The 23,248-nt window shown below is 45.8% G+C and carries 14 protein-coding genes; 9 read left to right on the top strand and 5 right to left on the bottom strand.

Going from position 1 to position 23,248, the window contains the following annotated elements; translation table 11 throughout:
* Positions 1–108 precede the first annotated feature (108 nt).
* The 7 genes from G9G53_RS22405 to G9G53_RS22375 all read left to right on the top strand — a co-directional run bounded on the left by G9G53_RS22405 (position 109) and on the right by G9G53_RS22375 (position 10,589).
* Positions 109–1,929 carry a sensor histidine kinase gene (locus G9G53_RS22405; RefSeq protein WP_165150324.1) on the top strand — a complete coding sequence of 607 codons (1,821 nt, stop codon included), beginning with the start codon at positions 109–111 and terminating at the stop codon, positions 1,927–1,929.
* Positions 1,904–3,529 carry a response regulator transcription factor gene (locus G9G53_RS22400; protein WP_165150322.1) on the top strand — a complete coding sequence of 542 codons (1,626 nt, stop codon included), beginning with the start codon at positions 1,904–1,906 and terminating at the stop codon, positions 3,527–3,529. Before G9G53_RS22405 ends, G9G53_RS22400 begins: the two co-directional genes overlap by 26 nt.
* Before the next feature lie 136 nt (positions 3,530–3,665).
* Complete coding sequence (locus tag G9G53_RS22395) at positions 3,666–5,348, top strand: extracellular solute-binding protein (RefSeq protein ID WP_165150320.1); 1,683 nt, start codon at positions 3,666–3,668, stop codon at positions 5,346–5,348.
* Positions 5,349–5,599: 251 nt separating this feature from the next.
* Complete coding sequence (locus G9G53_RS22390) at positions 5,600–6,490, top strand: ABC transporter permease (protein ID WP_165150309.1); 891 nt, start codon at positions 5,600–5,602, stop codon at positions 6,488–6,490.
* Between the two features lie 27 nt (positions 6,491–6,517).
* Positions 6,518–7,396, top strand: a complete 879-nt coding sequence (locus G9G53_RS22385) for a carbohydrate ABC transporter permease (RefSeq protein WP_029517680.1) — start codon at positions 6,518–6,520, stop codon at positions 7,394–7,396.
* Positions 7,397–7,422: 26 nt separating this feature from the next.
* Entirely contained in the window at positions 7,423–9,540 is a 2,118-nt protein-coding gene (locus G9G53_RS22380; protein WP_274597675.1) for a beta-galactosidase, read from the top strand.
* The gene (locus tag G9G53_RS22375) at positions 9,537–10,589 is read left to right on the top strand and encodes a glycoside hydrolase family 53 protein (RefSeq protein ID WP_069010561.1); all 1,053 of its coding nucleotides are present in this window, start codon (positions 9,537–9,539) and stop codon (positions 10,587–10,589) included. The genes G9G53_RS22380 and G9G53_RS22375 overlap by 4 nt, the downstream gene beginning before the upstream one ends.
* Positions 10,590–10,682: 93 nt before the next feature.
* Here the strand turns inward: G9G53_RS22375 and G9G53_RS22370 are convergent, their stop codons facing one another.
* From G9G53_RS22370 to G9G53_RS22355, 4 genes are all read right to left on the bottom strand, one after another.
* Positions 10,683–12,446: a methyl-accepting chemotaxis protein gene (locus G9G53_RS22370; RefSeq protein WP_165150307.1), complete on the bottom strand. Its 1,764-nt coding sequence runs from the start codon at positions 12,444–12,446 to the stop codon at positions 10,683–10,685.
* A gap of 328 nt (positions 12,447–12,774) precedes the next feature.
* On the bottom strand, positions 12,775–13,734 hold the full coding sequence (locus G9G53_RS22365; RefSeq protein ID WP_029517676.1) for an AEC family transporter: 960 nt from the start codon (positions 13,732–13,734) through the stop codon (positions 12,775–12,777).
* A 99-nt stretch (positions 13,735–13,833) separates the two neighbouring features.
* Positions 13,834–15,552 (bottom strand): NAD-dependent malic enzyme, encoded by a 1,719-nt coding sequence (locus G9G53_RS22360; protein ID WP_165150305.1) that lies wholly within the window; start codon positions 15,550–15,552, stop codon positions 13,834–13,836.
* Positions 15,553–15,948: 396 nt separating this feature from the next.
* Positions 15,949–17,190, bottom strand: a complete 1,242-nt coding sequence (locus G9G53_RS22355; RefSeq protein WP_029517674.1) for a nitrate/nitrite transporter — start codon at positions 17,188–17,190, stop codon at positions 15,949–15,951.
* 419 nt (positions 17,191–17,609) lie between these two features.
* Between G9G53_RS22355 and nirB the strand changes: the two genes are divergently transcribed.
* Complete coding sequence (nirB, locus tag G9G53_RS22350; protein WP_069010566.1) at positions 17,610–19,784, top strand: nitrite reductase large subunit NirB; 2,175 nt, start codon at positions 17,610–17,612, stop codon at positions 19,782–19,784.
* An 81-nt stretch (positions 19,785–19,865) separates the two neighbouring features.
* The gene (nasC, locus tag G9G53_RS22345; RefSeq protein ID WP_165150303.1) at positions 19,866–22,046 is read left to right on the top strand and encodes an assimilatory nitrate reductase catalytic subunit NasC; all 2,181 of its coding nucleotides are present in this window, start codon (positions 19,866–19,868) and stop codon (positions 22,044–22,046) included.
* Between the two features lie 133 nt (positions 22,047–22,179).
* Here nasC and G9G53_RS22340 read toward each other — a convergent pair whose 3' ends face one another.
* Entirely contained in the window at positions 22,180–23,244 is a 1,065-nt protein-coding gene (locus tag G9G53_RS22340) for an anthranilate phosphoribosyltransferase (protein WP_165150301.1), read from the bottom strand.
* Positions 23,245–23,248 lie beyond the last annotated feature (4 nt).

The raw sequence follows: 23,248 nt of genomic DNA, 5'->3' as shown, positions 1-23,248 counted from the left end.
ACCGCCAACCATTGATAATGTAGTGTATGTACTGACGGCAACAAAGGTCAGGGCTCAGGCATACCAATTAAGTATGCCTGTTTCTTGTGCAGAGGATGTGTAGAACTCATGTTTAAATTTAATTTTTATACTAAAATCGTCTCCATCGTTATCGTATTGCTTATACCTCTGCTGATCCTGTATGTCTATTCTAATCAGACAACGACAGGTGTATTACGTGAGGAGCTGAATCAATCTAATTATAATCAGCTGACTTTTTTTCAAAACCAGGTGAATACGAATATTGAAATGATTTCCTCCTGGCCGCATCTGCTGATTCATGATCCTGATGTAGCCAGTTTTCAAGCGATTTTTTTGAAGGACAAAGTTCTCAATCTGGATGGAATTAACCTTGTCAAACGGATTCAAACCAAGCTTGGGCTTCAGGAAAGCTCTTCTAATTGGAGAACCGGACTGAGTATCTATTCTCCTTCGCTTGGACGGGTTGTATCGGAGGATGGAGCAGGTTTATATGAGCAGAAAAAACTAAATCAGCTGATAAAAGACGGCTGGCAGGTATCCAAAAAAAGATCATATGGGAAAGACCAATTTATATTTTCATTGTATACATTATCCCCGTTTTCTTCACTTGGTAATCCAGAAACCGCTAACACGATTATTAAGGTTGAATTTGACAGCAGTAATATTCAGGATATGCTTGACCGCTTCAAAGGTGATGGACGCAAGGAGCCTTTTTATTATAAAAAAGGCGTAGGAGTTATCTATAATCGTACTGCCAATGAAGAGCTGTCTGGACAGCTGATTTTTAAATTGGAAAAAATGGGACTCCATGAAGTTGACAATCTGACCGTGAAGATTGGAGAAGAAAGCTACCTGGTTCATGCCGTTCTTTCGCAAACGACGGGTTGGTATTTGATTGATTACATGCCTTTGTCTGATATGATGTCTCCGATTTACTCATCGAATCGACTGTTTTATATAACGGTTGTTGGCTCGCTGCTGGTAGGCCTGATTGGCGCTTACTTGCTTCATTCACAGGTACAAGTGCCGATTCTTCAGCTTGTGCGGGCATTTAGGAGACTAAAGGACGGAGACTATGCTGTTCGATTAAGTCTAAGGGGGAGTCACGAGTTTGCTTTCCTGTCTAGTCAATTCAATCAGATGGTCGAACAGATTCAGGAGCTGTTTGAGAAGGTGTATGTTGAGCAGCTACATGTCAAGGAAGCGCGACTAAAGCAGCTCCAGTCACAAATCAATCCACATTTTTTTTATAATTGTTTTTCGTTTATCACAAGTATGGCGAAGCTGCGCAATCATGAGGCGGTCGTGGCTATGGCTCATAATTTATCCAGGTATTATCGGTATACGACAAGACAGGAGCGGGATTTGGTTCCATTGTCAGAAGAAGTCGAGTTTGTTCAATATTATCTGAGGATACAGCAGATGCGTATGCCAAGGCTAACGTTCTTAGTTCATGTTTCTTTGCAGGCCAGCAGTCTGCCGATTCCGCCACTTATAGTGCAGCCACTGGTGGAAAATGCGGTGCTGCACGGAATAGAGCCTCAAGCGGAGGAGGGTCTAATTCATATTTTGACTGAGCGTGTTGGCTCGTATATGTACCTGATTGTGGATGATAACGGACTCGGTTTGAGTAGAGAGGCTATAGCTGCCCTGACATCAACGCTTGACAAGCCTGTGGAAGAGGATCATGGATACGGTTTGTGGAATGTGCATCACCGCATGCGATTACATTTTGGGGAAGATGCCGGACTGGAATTCTCTTTGTCTCCATTGGGAGGATTGCGTGCAGTTTTAAAATGGTCGATCTCAACAGAAGAAGAGCATGCGAATGGTTTAATAGAGCCTTCGCCAAATTCGAATATAGTTAAAACGGAGGGACCAGATGGTTCAGATATTACTAGTAGATGATGAGAGTTATGTAACAGAAAGTCTGGCAGCTACCATTCCGTGGGAGACGCTAGGCATCGAGAGGGTTCATCAAGCGGCTTCCGCATTAGCAGCAGTGGATGTGCTGGAAGCGTACGATATTGAAATTCTTGTTACCGATATTCGGATGCCCGGCATGACAGGACTGGAATTGATTGTTGAAGTAAACGAGCGATGGCCGCACATTAGATGTTTGTTACTGACAGGATATGCTGATTTTGAATATGCGAAAAAAGCGCTCCAGCTTAAGGCTTTTGATTATATTTTAAAACCGGTGGATGATGAAGAGTTTATCAAATGTGTGTCAGCCGCCATGGATTCGCTAAAGGAAGAATGGGAAGCATTTGATAAGGTTCACCAATTACAATATAGCCGCAGGAACGATTTTGGTGTGCTGCGGACCCATTTGATGCACGATCTGCTACTCGGGCGTGATTTGTCTGTACCAAAAATAGAGAGCAAAATGTCTGAGTACGAAATCAAGCTACGCACGGGACATCCTGCCAGTATGCTACTTATTCAGCTAGGGAAGCATTTTTCTGATATGGACTATCATTCAGTCTCCTTAATTGAGTATGCGATTGGAAATATTGCGGAAGAAGTGTTCGCACCTGATTTTCAAGTTTGGCATTGCAAAGCGCCGCATGACTGCTTAATTGTATTAATAGAAGGAAATTGGAATTCATTTCCTGAGCGGAGTGTGGATGAGCAGAATCGTTTTTTGAGTGCGGCGATTGAGGCCTTTCGAAAAAATGTAAGCAATTACTTGAAAGGGGAAATTTACGTTGCATTAACCGGATGGTTTAAGTTTCCAGAGGAACTGCCTAAGCTATATCAGACAGCGATTAGATCTTTATACTGGAATCATCAGGAGGGAACGGATGCACTGCTATTCATAGAAGAACAGACAGAACAGCCACACAGTTCAGTTAAGTCACTAGAGGGGCTTTATATGCACCCTACGCTTACTCATCTGCTCGAATCCAGGCAATGGGACGAGGCTGAAGCGAAAGTGAGCCGTGTATTTGGAAAAATGGAAGAGGTGGGATATACACGCGAGCATTTATATGAGCTGTTTATTTCGGTGACGAGCGCCTTTATGTATACAGCGCACAAACAAGGACGTTTCATTACACAGATGGATCAAGTAGGCTTCGATCCGTTACATGCGCAGAAAATGGTTCATTCGTTCCCCCACCTCAAAGAGTGGATATTTTCCATGATGAACAAACTTAAATCTGAATGGTCCGCAAGCGAACAAAGCGCTAAAAGTTATGTGGTCAAGCAGGTTCAGGAGCTCATCTCCCAGGATAAAGGCCAGGAGCTGTCTGTTAAGACGATTGCTGATCAGGTTTATCTTCATCCAGTCTATCTGTCTAAAATTTATAAAGCTGAAACCGGAGAAGGTCTGGGTGACTATATTATCCGAATGAGAATGGAGCGGGCTCTTTATTTGCTCAAATATTCCAACAAAAAAATATACGAAATTACGACGGAACTAGGCTACCAGAATCCCCAATATTTCAGTAAAATGTTCAAAAAGCATTACGGAATGACTCCGCACGAATTTCGAGATCAGTAGAGATGGGACCAGTAAAGACGAAATCAGTAAAGATCAGTTGGGAAAGGTGCAGAAATATTTATTTTGTGACATAGGCTGTGAAGAAAAGCCCTTCTATAATAAAAGAGTAGAAAATGATTTCTAGAGGGGGAACAATATGCGAGTTCATTCGAAGAAAAAGCTGTTGTCGTTGCTCGCCGCAACTATGGTATTAGGAGTTGGCCTTGTGGGCTGCTCAGGTGCGGGAAATGATGGGAATGCGGACGGCACAGCTAAAACTGAAAACGTATACAAAGAAAAATACAATCCAGAAGTCACAATTTCCACGGTATGGGGTGTAGATCCCGCCTTAAAATTTAAAAATGGTGAATCTATCGAAAATAACATTGCGACCAAATGGGCTAAAGAGAAATTCGGTATTAATATCAAATCACTCTGGTCCGTCACGGATACGAATGGCGCATTTGCTACGAAGCTGCGTTTGGCTATGTCCTCCGGTCAGGAGATGCCGGACGTCGTTGTACTGGGGACGGAAAATGAGCAACTGGCACAGGACATGATCGATTCCGGTATGTTTGCAGAGGCTGGTCCGTTGTTTGACAAGTACGCTTCGGATTCATGGAAGCAGGCGATGAATCAGGATACGAATGTATGGAATCAGTATAGCCGAGATGGTAAGAAAATGGGTATTCCTGTGCTTGATTTCGCCTATAACCATGATTATGTATTGTGGGTACGACAAGATTGGTTGGATAAGCTGGGTATGAAGGCTCCTGAGACGATGGATGATCTGGAAAAAGTGATGGATGCCTTTAAAAATAAAAATCCGGACGGACTGGCTCCGAACAAAGTGGTTCCGCTCAGTATCGGTTTTAAAACATCCATGAACACTTGGATGGGTGACCCGTCCTGGATTTTCGGGGCATATGGCACACTACCTCAGCAGTGGAACAAAGATACAAATGGCAGTTTGGAATATGGCTCCGTGCAGCCTGGCATGAAGCCGGGTTTGCAAAAGCTGAGCGAGTGGCTCAAAAAGGGATATATTCCTCAGGAAGCAGCATTGTGGGATGAAAATAAAACGGCAGAACCTACAGTCGCAGGAACAGCCGGTATGATTCCTGGACCATATTGGATGAGCGGCTGGCCGCTTCAGGATACAGTCAAAAATGCGCCGGGTGCCATATGGAAGCCGATTAAGATTCCAGCAGGTCCTGACAACAAAGCCATGCGTCACGGTACGCAATACACCAATGGTGTTGTACTAATCAACAAACAAATGCAGCATCCTGAAGCTTTTTTCACTTATCAAAACTATTTGTTTGACCATTATGCTAATGCCAAACCGGATAGCGATTTGTCGAGTGGGCTGTTTAAGGGCTACGATTATGATTTGGATGCGGACGGAAAGCTAATGTCTATCGATAAAATACCAGGCGGTTATGTAAACTCTATTCGTTATTTGCTGGTTCGTGATGGTGCGCGTATACCTGATGCCCAAATGAAGGCTTTGCTAAGTTTGGCTAACGGCGCAGAACCGAAGACCCGTCTGGAGAAAGATGTAATGGTGAACTACGGGAAAGGTACTCCTGCAGCTGCCAAAGTGCTTATGGAACAGAAGGATATCTCCATGAAAGATCAGTTCACAGGTCCAACTACGCCAACCATGAAGGCTAAAAAGGACTATCTGGATAAAATTGAAAGTCAGACCTTCAATGAAATTATTTATGGCAAGCAGCCGATCTCTGCTTTTGATACCTTTGTGCAGACGTGGAAAACAGCGGGTGGCGAACAAATTACAAATGAAGTAAACGAATGGTATAAAAGCGTCGAAAAGTAAAAACCAATGATGTTGTAACAGAGTAGGAAGGCTGTCCCGAGGTGGGCAGCCTTTTTACTACAGTTTCACCCGTATTGAGTGGAAATGAATGCGCTATCATGGTGTATTTGAAAAAAAGTTTTATTCGTTTGGCGAGCTTAAAAAAATGATTGCTTTTGTGCCATGTATGTTGGTTTTTTGAACTGTCGTGACTGCGAAAACGCTTTTATAATTGAAGTATACCATGAATGAAAGTTACAGGAGGAACTGCAATGAGAAGTCTGCAACGTACGTGGCCATTTCATATCATGCTGCTGCCAGCCATCATTTTCTTAATTGTATTCAGCTACATTCCGATGGGCGGCATCGTGATGGCCTTTCAAAATTACAAGCCTTGGCTAGGCATAACGGGTTCCGAGTGGGTTGGACTGGATAACTTCCGCTTTTTGTTTCAACGGGAGGACAGTCTTCAAGTTGTCTGGAATACACTAATTATTGCTGTGTTAAAGATGTTTTTCAATCTGGTGGTTCCGTTTGTTTTTGCTATACTGCTGAATGAAATTCGCAAGGTCGGACTTCAGCGATCCATTCAGACACTGGTTTATCTACCACACTTTCTGTCGTGGGTCATCTTGGGCGGAATTCTGATTGACCTGTTGGCTACAGATGGATTTATGAACCGTATTCTCGGTAGTTTGGGGATCCAGCCTATCTTTTTTCTGGGAGATAATAACTGGTTTCGATTTACTGTCATTGTTTCAGATATATGGAAGGAGTTCGGCTACAACACCATCGTATTTCTCGCTGCACTGGCGGGTATTAATCCTTCGTTGTATGAGGCTTCTGAAATGGATGGAGCGAGCCGCTGGAGACAGACGCTACACATCACTGTACCTTCGTTAATTCCGATGGTAGTCGTTGTTGGAACGCTTGCACTTGGCAATGTACTGAATGCCGGTTTTGACCAGATTTTCAACCTTTATAATCCACTGGTTTACCAAAAAGGCGATATTATTGATACATTCGTCTACCGGACAGCGTTAATCAATGGGGAAATGGGCTTTGCCACCGCTATCGGCTTGTTCAAATCCGTTATCAGTATGATTCTCATTCTGATATCTTATCGACTTGCTTACAAATGGGCAGGTTACCGCATATTCTGATTCCACGAGGCTGAAAGAGGGAGAGTCATGTATCATAAAACAACGCCATACCGCATCTTCAATGTGTTTAATATTTGCTTACTAGTGATGTTGTCTATCATGTGTATCGTTCCACTGATTCATGTGTTGGCGGTATCATTTAGTGCTAAATCAGCAGCAGATGCCAATCTGGTTGGACTGTGGCCAGTGCAGTTTTCATTAGAAGCCTATAAGAAGACAATGAATAACCCGATTTTTCTGCACTCCATCTGGATTTCTGTCTGTCGGACTGTATTGGGAACCGGCTTGACACTGCTGATTACCTTTTTAGCTGCTTATCCACTTTCAAAGGAAACATCTGTGTTCCGTAGCCGAAACGTATATTCATGGTTGTTCGTGTTCAGCATGATTTTTAACGGTGGTCTGGTTCCATTCTATATGGTTATTCAAAAGATCCATCTCATGGATAGCTTCTGGGTACTTGTTTTGCCAGGAGCGGTCAACACATTTCTGGTCATCCTTATGTTGAACTTTTTTAGAGGAATTCCCAAAGAGATGGAAGAGGCCGCATTGATCGACGGAGCAGGACATTTTCGGACATTGTTTAGTATCTTTTTACCGATATCCATGCCTTCCATTGCGACGATTGCGCTGTTTAGTATGGTATTTCATTGGAACTCCTGGTTTGACGGTCTACTCTATTTGAGCAATGCAAAGGACTATCCGCTCGCGACGTTCCTGCAAACTGTAATTATTCAGAAGGACATGAGTTCCATGAGCATGAGTCCAAAGGAGATGGAATTACTTTCTCAAACGACGGTTAATGCAGCGCAAATTTTCATTGGTGCAGCGCCTATTCTCATTGTATATCCATTTTTACAAAAGTATTTTGTTAAAGGTATGACGCTAGGTTCCGTCAAAGAGTAATAGAAATAATAAGGAGATGATTTACAGTGACGTATCAAAACATAACTAAGTACCCCCCGATTAGTGAGCGAATTCCACGTATGCTGCATGGAGCGGACTATAACCCGGAGCAATGGCAGCATTACCCTGAGGTGTTAGCGGAGGATATTCGTCTAATGAAACTAGCCAAATGTAACGTGATGTCTGTTGGCATTTTCTCATGGGTATCATTGGAGCCTGAGGAAGGTGTATTTACGTTTGAGTGGCTGGATCGTATTCTGGATTCGTTTGCTGAGAACGGAATCTATGCATTTTTGGCTACTCCTAGTGGAGCAAGACCAGCCTGGATGTCACAAAAATATCCTGAGGTGCTGCGTGTGGAGGCTAACCGTGTCCGTAATCTGCACGGGTTTCGCCATAATCACTGTGCTACATCGCCTGTTTACCGGGAAAAAGTACGTATCATGAATACGAAGCTAGCCGAGCGTTATGCTAACCATCCGGCTGTTATTGGCTGGCATATTTCCAATGAATTTGGTGGAGATTGCCACTGTGATTATTGTCAGGAGGCATTTCGCGCTTGGGTCCAGGATAAATACGGTACGCTGGACAAGCTAAATCACGCATGGTGGACGACCTTTTGGAGTCATACGATTACGGACTGGAGCCAAGTTGAGTCCCCGGCACCTCACGGTGAAACACAGGTTCATGCCATGAATTTGGACTGGAGACGGTTTGTGACCGATCAGACCGCAGATTTTATCAAGCATGAGATTGTGCCGCTCAAGGCTGCAAATCCAGCAATTCCGGTCACAACCAATTTGATGGAGTTTTTTGAAGGATTGAACTACTGGAAGTTTGCTGATCTGCTCGATGTTATATCCTGGGATAGTTACCCAACATGGCATGATCGTGAGGGAGATGATAGCCGTCAGGCTGCTAAAGTGGCCATGATGCATGATATTATTCGTTCAATCAAGGGAGGTAAGCCTTGGATGCTCATGGAGAGTACACCAAGTTTGACGAACTGGCAAGACGTTAGCAAGCTGAAGCGGCCGGGAATGCATCTGCTCTCGTCTTTACAGGCTGTGGCACACGGGTCAGACACCGTTCAATATTTTCAGTGGCGGAAAAGCCGCGGTTCGAGTGAAAAGCTGCATGGTGCGGTTGTCGATCATGTCGGACATGAGCACACTCGGGTATTCGGGGATGTGACCCATGTCGGTAATGCGCTGGAAAAACTGGAGGAGGTTATCGGTACATCTGTACCGGCGGAGGCCGCAGTCATTTTTGACTGGGAGAACCGTTGGGGAATCAACGATTCACAGGGACCGCGGAACAAAGGTGTAAAATATGAAGAGACAGCTGAAGCGCATTATTTGGCGCTGTGGGAGCAGGGTGTGCCTGTAGATGTCATTCATATGGATGCAGATTTCTCCAAATACAAACTTTTGGTAGCTCCGATGTTATATATGGTCCGCAGCGGTGTGGGGGAGCGTATACAGAAGTTTGTTGAAAACGGTGGTATTTTCGTAGCAACCTATTGGTCTGGTATCGTAGATGAACATGATTTGTGCTTCCTTGGAGGCTTTCCGGGCCCGCTTCGTAAGACGCTGGGGATCTGGTCGGAAGAGATTGACGGATTGCATGATCATGACCGTAATCACATTTTGCCGGTTGAAGGCAATGAGCTGGATCTGCAAGGGGAGTATGAAGCTGTAGAATTGTGTGATCTCATTCATACAGAGGGTGCAGAGGTACTGGCTGTGTACGGTTCAGACTTTTATGCAGGACGCCCAGCTTTGACGGTGAACCGTTTGGGACAAGGAAAGGCTTATTACATCGCATCACGCAACATCGGACTATTCCACAGTCATTTTTACAGAAGTTTAATTGAGGATGCAGGAATCAGTAAAGCGCTCAATGTGAAGTTGCCTCATGGAGTGAATACGGCGATTCGTACCGATGGAGTTCATGATTATATTTTCATATTGAATTTCACGCATGAGCCGCAAAAGATTATGTTGGATGGACGAACTTATGCGGATATGCTTGAAAATCATGTGATAGAAGATGGTAGCATTCAATTGGATGCCTACGCTGTTAAGGTTTTAAAGACAGAGCGCAATGAGAAGTATACAATTCGGATGGGAGATGACTTATGAAAACAGGTAACCGCACGATGGTATTTGCGATGTTGATCTTGTTATCCAGCTTATTGTATCCGTTCGGTTCTGTAGGGTTGGGTGCGGCTTCGGCCGCCCCTGCTTTCGCCAAAGGAGCAGATATAAGCTGGGTAGCAGGAATGGAAGCGCAAGGTATGAGTTGGAAGGATAAGAAGGGTGTTCGTCGAGATATACTGCAAATTTTGCGAGATGACTATCAGATCAACGCGGTGCGTATCCGTGTGTGGGTAAACCCTGACATGAAAGATTATGCAAGCGGATACATGAATGCCGAAAAGGCAGCAGAACTGGCGCAACGAGCTAAAAAGTTAGGTATGAGCGTTATGCTGACTCTACATTATAGTGATTCTTGGGCAGATCCAGGGCAACAGAACAAACCTTATGCGTGGCGCAATTTCACATTTACACAACTTATGGATGCAGTCTGGTCCCATACGGTCTATGTTATGAACACGATGAAAAGCAAGGGGGTAACACCGGACTGGGTGCAGATCGGTAATGAGACGAACAATGGAATGCTCTGGGAAGACGGCAAAGCTTCGGTGAACATGAAAAACTATGCGTGGCTCGTCAACACGGGCAATAACGCTGTAAAATCGGTAAGCAGTAGTACTAAAACGATCGTACATTTAGCCAACGGGGATAACAGTTCTGTGTTGAACTGGAATATCGGCGGACTGATTGATAATGGAGCTCAGTTTGATCTCATCGGACTGTCTCTGTATCCCTCTCCTGCGGACTGGCAGGGCAAGGTGGATCAGACGATTACCAATGCCAATAACCTCATTGCCAAATACGGAAAAGGCATTGTCATCAGTGAAATCGGGATGGAATATAATGAACCTGCGGCTTCCAAGGCATTTATATTTGCAATCAAAACGAAGGTTCGGAACATCGGAGGCGGTAAAGGTACAGGGGTATTTTATTGGGAGCCTGCTGCAACTCCAGGTTACAATCAAGGTTATAACAAAGGTGCTTGGCAGGCTGACGGTAAACCAACCTCAGCTTTGGAAGGATTTATAAATTAAGAAGTATGTAAGAGTAGATCAAAGAACCTCTAGTTCGCATTTATCAGACTAGAGGTTCTTTATTGTTATCTAGGGCTCTTGGAAGTTATAGGATTAGGCTTCTCGGTTCACCTTGAAGAACGAAATGAGCTCTTCCAGCTCGCCAGACATCAATGTAAGCTTGTCAGAAGCTTGGACAATAGAAGCCATAGACTCAGCCTGTTCTCCAATAGTATGCTGAATTTGTTTGCTGCTGTCGACTGTTTTGCTAACTGTGGAAGACAGCTCGTCAGAGGTAGCTGACATTTCCTGCGTGCTGGCTGAAATCTGCTCCGTTGCACTGGATACTTCCTGGATTTGTGACGACACTTTATTAGACGCATCTAAAATTTCAGAGAACATTTCGCCTGTTTGCTTCGTAACTTCTAGCCCAATCTGAACTTCTTTTGTACCAAGGCTGATGCCTTTTACAGTCTGTTCAATTTCTTTTTGGATTTCTTCAATAAGCTCCGCGATTTGTTTGGCAGACTCTTGAGACTGCTCAGCCAAATTACGCACTTCTCCCGCTACGACTGCAAAACCTTTGCCTTCTTCACCGACTCTGGCAGCTTCAATAGAAGCGTTCAGTGCAAGCAGATTCGTTTGACTGGCAATGCCTGTAATGATGCTGACGATATTGCTGATTTCGTTCGAACGGTTCTGCAGCGCATTAACGGAATCAGCTGTACTTTCCATTGTAGTGGAGATAGAGTCCATTTGAGCGGAAAGCTTTTGGGCTACCTGATTGCCTTCAACGGAGCGTTTTTCCATAGAATAAGCTTGATCAGCTACGGAAGAGGAGCTCTCCGCAATGGTTTGGATAACTGTCGACATTTCATTCATAGCTCTGGAGCTTTCATGTGCTGCGTGATCCTGAGCTTCAAGCCCCTGGGTTATTTCCTGAATATTGCTGTTAATGACGTTCGTATTCGTACTGTTTTTCTCGCTAATGCTTAACAATTCTTGGGCAGATCCCGTAACTTCTTGTGTCGTATCCTGTACTTTCACCATAGTATCGTTAAGGCGTTTGATCATAGAATTAAATTTTTGATTGATAATGCCAAGGTCGTCCTCGCCTGTCTTGATTTTTACATTCAGATTTCCCTCGCTGACTTCTTCAATGCCCTTCATCAGGCTACGAATCGGGGAGAGGGTGCGCTTTACCAGTAAATATTGAATCGTTAAGAAGATGGCAAGAAACAGAATGAGCAGTGAAACACCGTATACAAGCAATTTATGAAGGCCGGTAGGTACAGAGCTCGCATCTACGTCAAAGTAAATCGCACTTGTGACTTTCCCGCTTGCATCTGTAATCGGGTAAACAATGGTAGTCCATGTGCCATATTCGTCCGTGTAAAAGCTGCTTAATGCTGATTCATTAGATTGAAGCATTTTATTTACGGCTTGTGCATTTTCGTCAGGAAGAGTGTACATGTCCCCAATGTTCATCTTTAAGTCTTGGAAAGCTTGGACTAAATTTGTGGGAACGCCAATAATGGAGGTCTGATTACCTTCTGTTAGCTCTGTACCAAATATGTAAGCTTGGGCAACATTCGGATAAAAGGCGTGAATAGAATCGAGAAATTTGCGTAGATCTTGTTGAGCAGAGCCGTTATAATCTTTTTCATTCAATGCTTGTTGTACTTTTGTTTTATCAACATCTTCTGCCCATTTTTTAGTCAATACCTTAACTTGATCTTGCAGCTGCGTGGTGAGAATGTTCTTTTGAAGTATATAGCTGGATGTGATGAGAATAGCTCCTATTAATACGATATTAAGAAAAGAGATTAATAGATTTTTACCAAAAAAGGACATAGTTCTCCACTTCAAGTTTTTCACGTTTTCTTCTCCTTTGAATTAGCAATTTAGTTTCATATACAACCTACCCCATATATATTTCGACAATTTGCTTTCTAATTGTTAGGTATTTATTAAAAGGGAGAGTAGAAGGTTATTCAAAAAGAACGGCGGCCCCCTAGTGAATGAAACGATGGGGCCGCCGCTTGTCGGCAAAACTGGATTTTATGTTGTTTTTCCAACTCAATTCTTACTAAATCACTTTATTGTTTGAACAATATTTAAAAAATAAGATAAATGAGGACAAACGGGTTTGCTTTACACCTATAAATACCTGGATTGAATTGAGGGTTCTTAACTTTTCTGTCCCTTATAAAAGAAGTGAAATGAGCAAGGGTAGTGAAATGAGCGATAAGACTGAGCTAATAACAAATGCAGATGCAGCTTCCGTTTCCAGTGTTTCATAACGGGTAGCAATCATAGCGGCCACAGCCGAGCCGGGAAAAGCGACAAGCAGTACGGCTTTGCTTACATCTTCATGGGATAGTCCTATCAGAACAGCAATACCGAGCATAACAATAGGCATTACGATGGCTTTCAGCACAGCAATGCTAAGTGCTTTTGGACTGAACGTAATCTTCTTGATACCAATGGTTACCCCGATGGCAAATAGGGCTGTACCGGCGGTAACATTGCCGATTTGATCAAACATGGATTGTAAAAGTTTCGGAGCGTGGAATCCACATAGAGTCAATATGACACCAAACAAAGGTACGCAGGCAAGTGGCTCGCTGAGTCCATGAAGGACTGATTTCATAGTGACTTTAAATAAGTTGCCTTTAGTGCCGTCGGATTCTGTTGTTTTGCGCTGGCCGACCGTTCCCAAAATACTTGCAAGCGGATCAAGAATGGCATTAACGACGATCCCGGTAATTGCAATCGGGATGGCGACTGCCGCACTTCCGAACAAGCTGCCCAGAACCGGAATTCCCATGAATGCAAAAGAAGGCTGTGTTGAATTCAATGCGAACATAGAGGATTCAGTCAGGCCTTTTTTGGCAATTAAGCGATAAACAATGAGCAATACAATATAAAAGCCGATTACACCAAGTAGCAAAGCCACAAGAAAGGGCCACTTTTGAATCAACGTCTCTCTTGGTGTCGTCGTAATCCCAATAAACAAATGTGCGGGTAGAGCAAACTTCGTCACGAGTGTATTTAATCCCTTAGAAGAAGCGGGGTTAAAAGCTTTAAACAATCCTGCGAAATAACCAATTAAAATGACAAAGAAAATAGGAATTAAGATAATAAAAATATGACCTGTAGCCATGATGTCGCCTCCAATGAAGATGTCCGCCAAAAATGGCGGACATCAGTTAAATAATCACTTTGCGTATGCAAGTATAAATTTGATGTTGTTCGCTATTTTTTAAACCAGGACCGCTTCCTGACCATATTGTTTGATGGGTTTATATTTACAGTCCCACATCGCATCTCGAACTGCTTGTGCGATATCGTCCGGTTGATAACGCGCTACTCCATCCTGAACTGCTGCCTTGGCCACAGCCACGGCTACCGCTTCAGATACTTCGCATAATTCATTGATTTTTGGCAGCAGGGAAGCACCAGGCTGCGACAAATCCACCATTTGAGCTACTGCATGGGCAGCTGCAGCAAACATGCTATCTGTTATGATTTTGGATTTTACCACGATTGCGCCAAGACCAAGACCCGGGAACACGAAAGCATTGTTGGATTGCCCAATTTCAAACTTAATATTGTTATAGATCACCGGCTCAAAAGGACTTCCTGTTGCAATCAGGGCTTTTCCTTCGGTCCAGTGGATCAAATCTTGCGGAGTTGCTTCTGCAAGTGGAGTCGGGTTGGACATAGGCATAATTATAGGACGTTCTGTATGTTTGGCCATTTCTTTAACGATTTCCTCACTAAATGCCCCACTAACACCGGAAGTACCAATCATAATCGTCGGTTTCACGCGGCGAATGACTTCAAGCAGAGGGATTTTTCCATCTTCAGCGTGTTCCCAGTCACGGCATTCTGCAGCATCACGCGCATAAGGAACCTGAAATGGAAAAAGTCCTTCTGTTTCGTTGGTAAGCAGGCCACGGTAATCATAAGCCCAGAAGTTACGTCTTGCTTCTGCTTCTGACAGTCCTTCCAGCATCATGGCGGCGCTAATTTGGTCTGCATTGCCGATTCCGGCAGCTCCTGGACCAAAGACTAGAACCCGATGCTTGCTCAGTGGGATTCCGGACAATTGAACACCGGACATCACACCTGCGAGTGTAACCGCTCCAGTACCTTGAATGTCGTCATTAAAAGTCAAAATACTATTTCCGTATTTATTGATAATGTTCCGTGCATTGACATTGCCCAAATCTTCCCAGTGCAGCAGAGCATTCGGGAAAAAGGAAAGTGCAGCCTGAACATAAGTGTCAATAAATTGATCATATTGTTCTCCACGTACACGTTTGTGACGATTCCCCATATATAAAGGATCTTCCAATAGCTTCTCGTTGTTTGTACCTGCATCAAGAACAACTGCCAGCACCCGGCTAGGATCTATACCAGCAGCAGCTGTATACACAGCAAGCTTACCAATAGAGATATTAATACCTCCGACTCCCCAGTCCCCGATTCCCAAAATACTCTCGGAATCTGTGGCTACGATCAGGTCGATATCATCAGGGTCCAGGTTCAAATTCTTAAAAGCCTCTTCGATACCCGCCAGATTATCAATAGATAAATACATACCACCGGGCTTGTGATATTCATGACTGTATTCCTGTATAGCCTGGCCTACTGTTGGTGTATAAACAATCGGGAGCATTTCGCTTAGGTGCTCAGAGAGCAAACGATAATAAAGGACCGTATTGCGATTAAAAAGATCATTTAACGCAACATTTTTACGCAAATTATCCGGTTGGCTCTGAAATTGCTCGTAAACCCGTTGAACCTGCTCCTCAATAGTTAATATCGTAGGAGGAAGGAGACCGTCAAGTCCAAGTTGTTTCCGTTCTTCCAAGGTAAAAGCCACTCCTTTATTCAGCAGTGGGTTGGCAAGTAGATCTTTTCCGGTTAATTTGGTTTCGATAGATCCGTCTTCCGTAAAATGAAAAGCACGCATTTTTAATTCCTTCTTTCTAGAAAATTACATTTAGTTCATCCTTGAACAATTCGTGAACAAGTATACGCCTTATTTTAAACCAAGTGAACAAGTATGTTGTGTGAAAAATGGTTATATAAGTGTTTACATAAGAGAAATTATGAAAATGAAAGCGATTTTCAATGTTTTTTAAATGAAAATTTCATTTAATTTTCATAATATTTTCGGAAAATATTGATCTAATGTGATGTTTATCATAGTTTTTATAGGTGTGATTCGATTGAGTGTGCATAAAAAATAGCTTAACTTCATTTTATATAAACGAAGTTAAGCCATTTTTTGGGCTATAGGGATGTTTGAGGGACAATTCAATGCTTCGCAGCTTTATATTTTTCGCAGCTTTATATTTGATGAATATCAGGCATTTAATTCTCCAATGCGATTGACGGCTTCATCAGTAACTGTAGCAGAGCGTCGCATCCAGCTGTTACGCCATTTCAATTGCATTATGATGACGAGGGTAAAGGCACAGAACGTAAGTAGGCTCAGACAGATGAAGCCCGGCATATAGGAACCCGTTGATTTGTACAGATGACCCAGTATAAGAGGGAGAAAGTACCCGCCTATGCCACCAGCAGCGCCGACGATGCCGGTCATGAGCCCGATTTCGTTGCCGAAGCGCTGCGGCACGAGCTGGAATACAGAGCCGTTGCCAGCGCCAAGGCACATCATGCCTACGAACAGCAGCACAACTACCACGGTAAGTGGCGGTAAAAACGCAATGCCGGCGAGCATAATCCCGGCCCCCGCATACAAGTACATTAGCATGCGTGAACCACCAATCCGATCGGATAAAAAACCACCTACAGGACGAAAAAAGCTTCCGGCAATCACACAAACGGTTGCAAAATCGGCGGCATGTACCGCGGAGAGGCCATACTGGGTATTGAAGAAAATAGTCAAATAATTAGATAGGCCAACGAATCCGCCAAACGTCACGCAATAAAAGGCACAGAATACCCAGGCATCCCTCTGTTTGAGCACCGAAGCATATTGCGACAGATTTTTTGGTGCCGGGCGGTGAGGGCTGTTGCGGGCAAAAATACTGAACAGAATGAAGACGATTAAGATGGGGAGGATGGCCAATCCGAAAACGGCTTCCCAACTGCCAAAATGTTGAGCAATGCGGTTGGCGAACAAAGTCGCAAGGACGGTACCACTATTACCGGCTCCGGCAATTCCCATAGCCAAGCCTTGATGCTCTTTGGGGTACCATTGACCGGCTAACGGCAGCGCAGCTGCAAATGAAGCTCCAGCTACGCCCAGGAGTAGGGCAACAACGTATAATTGCTCCAGCGAATCAACCCACAGCCAGCCGAGCAAAAGCGGGATGATCGTGACAAGCATACCAATCTGTCCTGTGAGCTTGGGACCGATATAATCCGACATGAATCCGAGCACGAGCCGCAGCAGGGAACCACCGAGTATGGGTAGAGCGACAAGATTGGCTTTTTGTACAGGGTCCATTGGATAATCATTGGCAATTACAACGGCCAACGGTCCGATCATCCCCCATATCATAAAACTGATATCAAAATACAGAAAGGAACCAAATAAGGTGGGCTTGTGTCCGCTTTTCCAGAAACTTTTTTTGTTCATTCTCCATCTCTCCTGTTCTAATTGTTGTTCTTTGTCTGTAAAATGTAATTTGAACATGAAAAGCCGCAAATCGCCCCTACATGGTATCTAGGAAACGGTTTGCGGCTTCATTGCCGTGGTTGACACACTTCATTGTGAGTCGACTTGGTATGATCACGTTGGAGTGATTTTAATTCAAATTATAAAAAAGGATCTATTGTATGTCAATATACATAACACAAATGCGAGAAAAAAATTAAATAAAAGGTGAAAATATAGTTTTCATGTATTGAATGTTGACATGACATTCACAATTCAGTAATCTTAGATACATATCGGCACAACGATGTGCCGACTTTTACGGCAACGGTGCCCTTTTCCATTGAATGGAGAAGGGCTTTTTCTGTCTTATTTTATTCGGAGAATGGGGCTGGTTTAACATGATGAAAAAACTGGTCGTCGTCGGCAATGGTATGGCAGGCATCAAATGTGTGGAGGAAATACTCAATTTGGAGCCAGAGCGGTTCCAAATCACGATATTTGGTGCAGAGCCCCGTCCCGGGTACAACCGAGTGCTCCTGTCCAAAATGCTTCAGGAGGAGAGCTCATTTAAACATATCGTTACCCATGACTGGGACTGGTATGAAGAGAACGGGGTAAAGCTGTACGCGGGTGAACGCGTCTGTCGTATTGATGTTGCAGCCGGGATGGTGGAAACGGAATCCGGCATGAAAGAACCTTATGACATGCTCATATTGGCAACGGGCTCATTGCCTTTCATGCCGCCCATTCCTGGAGTGCGAAAACAGGGAGTAATTGCTTTTCGTGATGTGAATGATTGTGAAACCATGGCTAGATATGCCAAAACATACCGCAGGGCCACGGTTATCGGAGGGGGGCTGTTAGGACTTGAAGCTGCTCAAGGCCTGCTGAATCTAGGGATGGAAACTGAGGTTGTTCATAATGCGCAGTATCTTATGAACCGTCAGCTTGACCGGACGGCAGCTGTGCTTCTGCAGCGAAAGTTGGAGGAACAGGGCATGAGGTTTCATTTGGCGAAGGAAACGGTCAACATCATAGGCCGAAACAGGGCACAAGGCTTGATGTTTGCGGACGGGAACAGGCTGGACACGGATTTGGTTGTGCTGGCGGTTGGTATCCGACCGAATATCGAATTAGCTCAGGATAGCGGTCTGACTGTAAACCGCGCCATTGTCGTGGATGATTATATGCGCACGAGTATTCCTGGTATTTATGCCGTCGGCGAATGTGCTGAGCACCGCGGGATTTCATACGGACTGGTGGCGCCGCTATATGAGCAGGGCAAAGTGCTGGCAAAAGTTATTTGTGGTCGTGAAACGGCTCCCTATGAAGGGACGGTTCCGTATGCGCAGCTCAAGGTAGCGGGGATCCATGTGTTTTCCGCAGGAGACATTCGCGATGAGGGAAACGAGACAGCAGTTATGGAATATAACGGGATGCTGGAGGTTTATAAAAAAGTGATGATGCACGGCGGTGCTGTTACTGGCGCCATTTTGTACGGAGATACGGCGGAAAGTACCTCGTTGCTCGGAATGGTACGGCGCGGGGCGTCCGCTACAGAGCTTACATCCCGGGATAACAGCCGGAGCAAAGCAGAGGATGCGGCAGCCGCACTGCCGGAAGAAGAAACGGTATGTGCGTGCAACGGCGTGAGTAAGGGGGCTATTTTGCGAGCGATTGCCACGGATAGGCTGAAGACGGTGGAAGAGGTGAAGAGCCGGACCAAAGCGTCCGGTTCCTGTGGGGGCTGTCGGCCGCTGGTGGCTGCACTGGTCAAAAATAGTTTGTCCCGATCCACAGATTCCGGACCTGTAGTTACTCCAACCGCCCAAGAAATTGTCCCTGTGTGTGGATGTACGCATTACGATCATGATTCGCTTAAAACAGCTATGGTGGACGCAATCTGTCAGACTCCAGGTGAAGTAGTATCCCGTCTCGGTTGGACTAGACAGCAGGGGTGTGAATTGTGTCGTCCGGCTGTACTTTATTACTTGGAATCTCTCGGGTTGCGCGACAGATCTGCGACAAATCCATTAGGGGCTGGCGTTGCGGTTCAGGTCACACCGCAGTACGGAGGAGAGGCGCCCTCTGCGGGTCTGCGCTTTACGAACCTAAATGCCGAGGATCGGTCTTTTGTTGAGGCGGATCTGATGGATCAGGCATTTGTAGAAGTAGCCTGGCTAAGAGAGCGGTTGGCAACTTTATGGGCAAGTCTCGCATTGCCAGCGTTAGTTACAGTTGCTATTTGTCCTGGATCGGCATATCCCGGAGGTGTACTTGTCCACGATATTGGAATATCTCGTTCTCCAGCAGGCTGGGAGGTCTATGCGGGTGGCCATGCAGAGCATCCGGTTCGCCAGGGGCAGCTGCTTGGATTGGAGGAAGACCCGACAGAAGCGGTTCTGCTGACTGCAACTTGCTTGCAAATATACCGACATAGTGCCCGGTATGGGGAAAAAATGTGGGAGTGGATGGAAAGGACTGGTGTTCTGGCATTACGGGAAAGTGTGCTTGACGCTGCTCTTCGAAGTGGTCTAGCGGGTAGTCTGCGGACCACAATGCTGACAGGATGACGGGTTGAGTTGGAGTTATGGCGAATTATCTATCGTGCAGACGATAAAATTCCGAAAAATGGCGAAAGGGAGGTGGCTTTGATGTGTCAGTCAGGAGAAGGCAAACCGGAAGCTGGGCTACATGTACCGTCAGTAATGGATACGCAGTGCCCGTTTTGCAGCGTGCAATGTAAGATGACCGTTAGCACGGGTACAGAGACACTTGCGGGTATCATTCGTACAGTGTATAAGGCGGAAGGGAAGCATAATGCAGCCTCGCAGGGTAGGTTGTGCATCAAGGGAATGAATGCGCATCAGCATGCGACTCATGCGGAAAGGCTGGTACAGCCCCTCATTCGCAAAGAGGGCCAACTGGTTCCCGTCAAGTGGGAGGAGGCGTTGGATACTATAGCTAGCAGTTTCTCTACGCTACTGTCCACACAAGGTCCTGATGCAATCGGAATTTACGGTGGAGGTTCACTCTCCAATGAAACGGCTTATTTACTCGGCAAATTTGCAAGAGTGGCTGTAGGTACGCGTTATATCGACTATAACGGGCGCTTCTGCATGTCGGCAGCGGCATCCGCTGGCAGTAAAGTGTTTGGCATTGATCGCGGACTGACCTGCAGGCTGGCTGATATTCCGTTGGCTCGTTGTATTGTGCTCGCAGGTACGAATATCGCTGAATGCCAGCCGACCTTAATGCCTTACTTTCACCAGGCGAAGGAAAACGGCGCCTTTGTCATCGTAATTGACCCGCGCGCGACACCAACGGCGGCCGCCGCTGATTTGCACCTGCAAATCAAGCCGGGTACGGATGCTGTGCTGGCCAATGCCATGCTAAAGGTCATCGTGGATGAGGGATTTGCGAATGAAGAGTTTATCCGCAAGCGGACCAACGGCTATGACCAGCTGTTGACTCATTTGAAGGGTGTGGATCTGAGAGAATCGGCTGCGTTGTGCGGAATTGAAGTAGAAATGATCCAGCAGGCAGCACGTGCCTTTGGCAGTGTGGAGACTGGCATCGTTTTTACGGCCAGGGGTGTTGAACAGCAGACAGATGGACATATGGCGGTGCGTGCATTTCTTAATCTGGTGCTGGCCACTGGCAAGATTGGAAGGGAAGGATGCGGTTATGGAGCTATCACAGGTCAGGGAAACGGGCAAGGGGGACGAGAGCACGGCCAAAAGGCTGACCAGCTTCCTGGCTACAGATCGATTGAGGATGAAGAAGATCGAGCCTATGTGGCGTCCGTATGGGGAGTGAAACCAAGCAGTTTGCCAGGAAAAGGGGTGTCCGCCTATGAAATGATGGAGCTTGTCCATCAGAAACAAATCCAAGCTTTGTTCGTGATGGGCTCTAATCCTATTGTATCTAACCCGAATGTCCGGCTGGTGGAGAAAGCCCTCAAAAAGCTGAATCTGCTGGTTGTGGCGGATATGTTTCTCACGGAAACCGCGCGAATGGCTGACGTCGTTTTGCCTGTGACATCTTATTTGGAGAATACGGGGACGATGACCAATCTGGAGGGCCGCGTTCTGCTACGGGAAGCGGCGAGGCCCGCACCAGGCGAGGCTAGAGATGACTGGAACATTTTGTGTCAGGTGGCTGCAAAGCTAAACAAGGGCGGCTATTTCTCGTACAGGGATGCCGAGCATATCTTTGAAGAACTGCGGCTCGCCAGCCGGGGCGGTCCTTCCGATTACTACGGGATCACATACGACAGGCTGCGTCGTGAAGAAGGAGTATATTGGCCATGCCCGTCTACGGACAGAGCCGGTATGGATACAATGTTTCGGGAAACCTTTGCCCATTCTGATCAAAAGGCTGTTTTTACGGTGGTTGAAAGCTGTGGAGCAGGAGAGGAGATATCAGAGGAGTACCCGCTTATTTTGACGAACGGCCGTGTACTGGCTCACTATTTGACCGGTGCACAAACGCGCAGAAGTCCGTCGCTGGCCGCGCGAGAGATTGAGAATTATGTGGAAATTCATCCGCGGACAGCGCGACGCTGGCACATCAGGGACGGGGAGTGGGTAGAAATAGCATCACAGCGCGGCAGCTTCACTGTCCGCAGCCGGATCAAACCACATATCCGCGAAGATACGCTCTTCGTGCCCATGCATTGGGGTGGGATACAAAATGTTAATCGGGCGACCCGCCCTGATCTTGATCCGTTCTGTCGGATGCCTGGCTTCAAAACGGCAGCTGTACGCATCCGTCCCCTTCATCTGGCTGCAGCCGCAACCAGTGCAGATAACGGGGAGTGGTCTGAGCTCTAGAGCAGGACTGAGTAAGTGACTTTTTTTGCATAAAAGGCCAGCCCCCTTGTATAAGTGAGGGAGCTGGCCTTTTTGGATTGGACAGTTTAGGGCCCATAATCACTAGACTGCGTGACGCCAATAATTATAAATGCTATCGGGTTTCGGTTCTGTTTGCTCCTGTTTTTATTTCTTTTCTGAGCATAGCTTCCCGCCAGTGACAATACAAACCCCAGGCGTCCCCATTTTCTAGCAGCGGTTTGCAGGTATACAAACCTTCCTCTATGGAGTCGACTCGCCCTGCAACGAACAGTCGAACCGCACTGTTGAGTAACACTTGATTCGAAAAGGCTATAGAAGCTGTGCCTTGTAGCACTTCCTCCGTAATGCGCAGTTGTTCAGCGGGGGTCCAGTTATGCTCTGGTACCACTGAATCCAGTCCGTACATTTCCGGATCAATAACCTGTAATGATACCTCGCCGTTAGCAAGCAGGTAAGTCCGGGTCGGACGATCGATGAACAGATCCTCCGATCCTTCGCTCCCCTGGACGATCAGAGCTCTGTGGTAATTCAGATTTTGTATGAGTTTCGCCGTCTTTTCGAACACAGTATTGTGGAAAACGCCGAATACAATATATGGGGAAGAACCGTAATCAACCAGTTTCTCGGCAGTATTCAGCACTGTGCGAAGCCCCAGTTCTTCGCGAATGGGCCGCATATCTCGTAGGGGCACACACCACTGTTCGGAGGCTACGAACAGTACACCAGTCAGCTTCGCGGCATGAACGGCGATTTCACGCGTCATGTTCCGGGGCGTTACCCCCATTTCCTGCAATAAAAGCGGGAGCGTAACACCCCATTTGGGAGGGAGGGGTGCACTACCATGCATCGTTACAGGAATTCCGCATGAGGCGAGTAGAAAGGCCGTTGCGAAGGTGGCAATAAATGAAGACTTCCTGCCATCATACGGACCGGCGAAATCAATACCTTTATGCATCGGGTAGCGATGGGTATATTTACGGCAGACGTTTACGAATGCTTCCAGCTCGCCAACACTCTCCATTTTAATGCGCTCCGCGGCAAAGAAAGCTCCGATTTGAGCAGGGGTTGCTGACTGGGTCATAATAAGTTCGGCAGCAGCTTCGGCTTCGGCGTAATTCAGATCCCGGGCGCCCCTTTTGCCACGACCCACTTCTTTTAATATTTCTATGATATTCATGTTC

It is taken from the genome of Paenibacillus sp. EKM206P (assembly GCF_011066155.1).
Lineage (GTDB): Bacteria > Bacillota > Bacilli > Paenibacillales > Paenibacillaceae > Paenibacillus > Paenibacillus polymyxa_D.
This window is presented reverse-complemented; position numbering and strand designations above follow the sequence as displayed.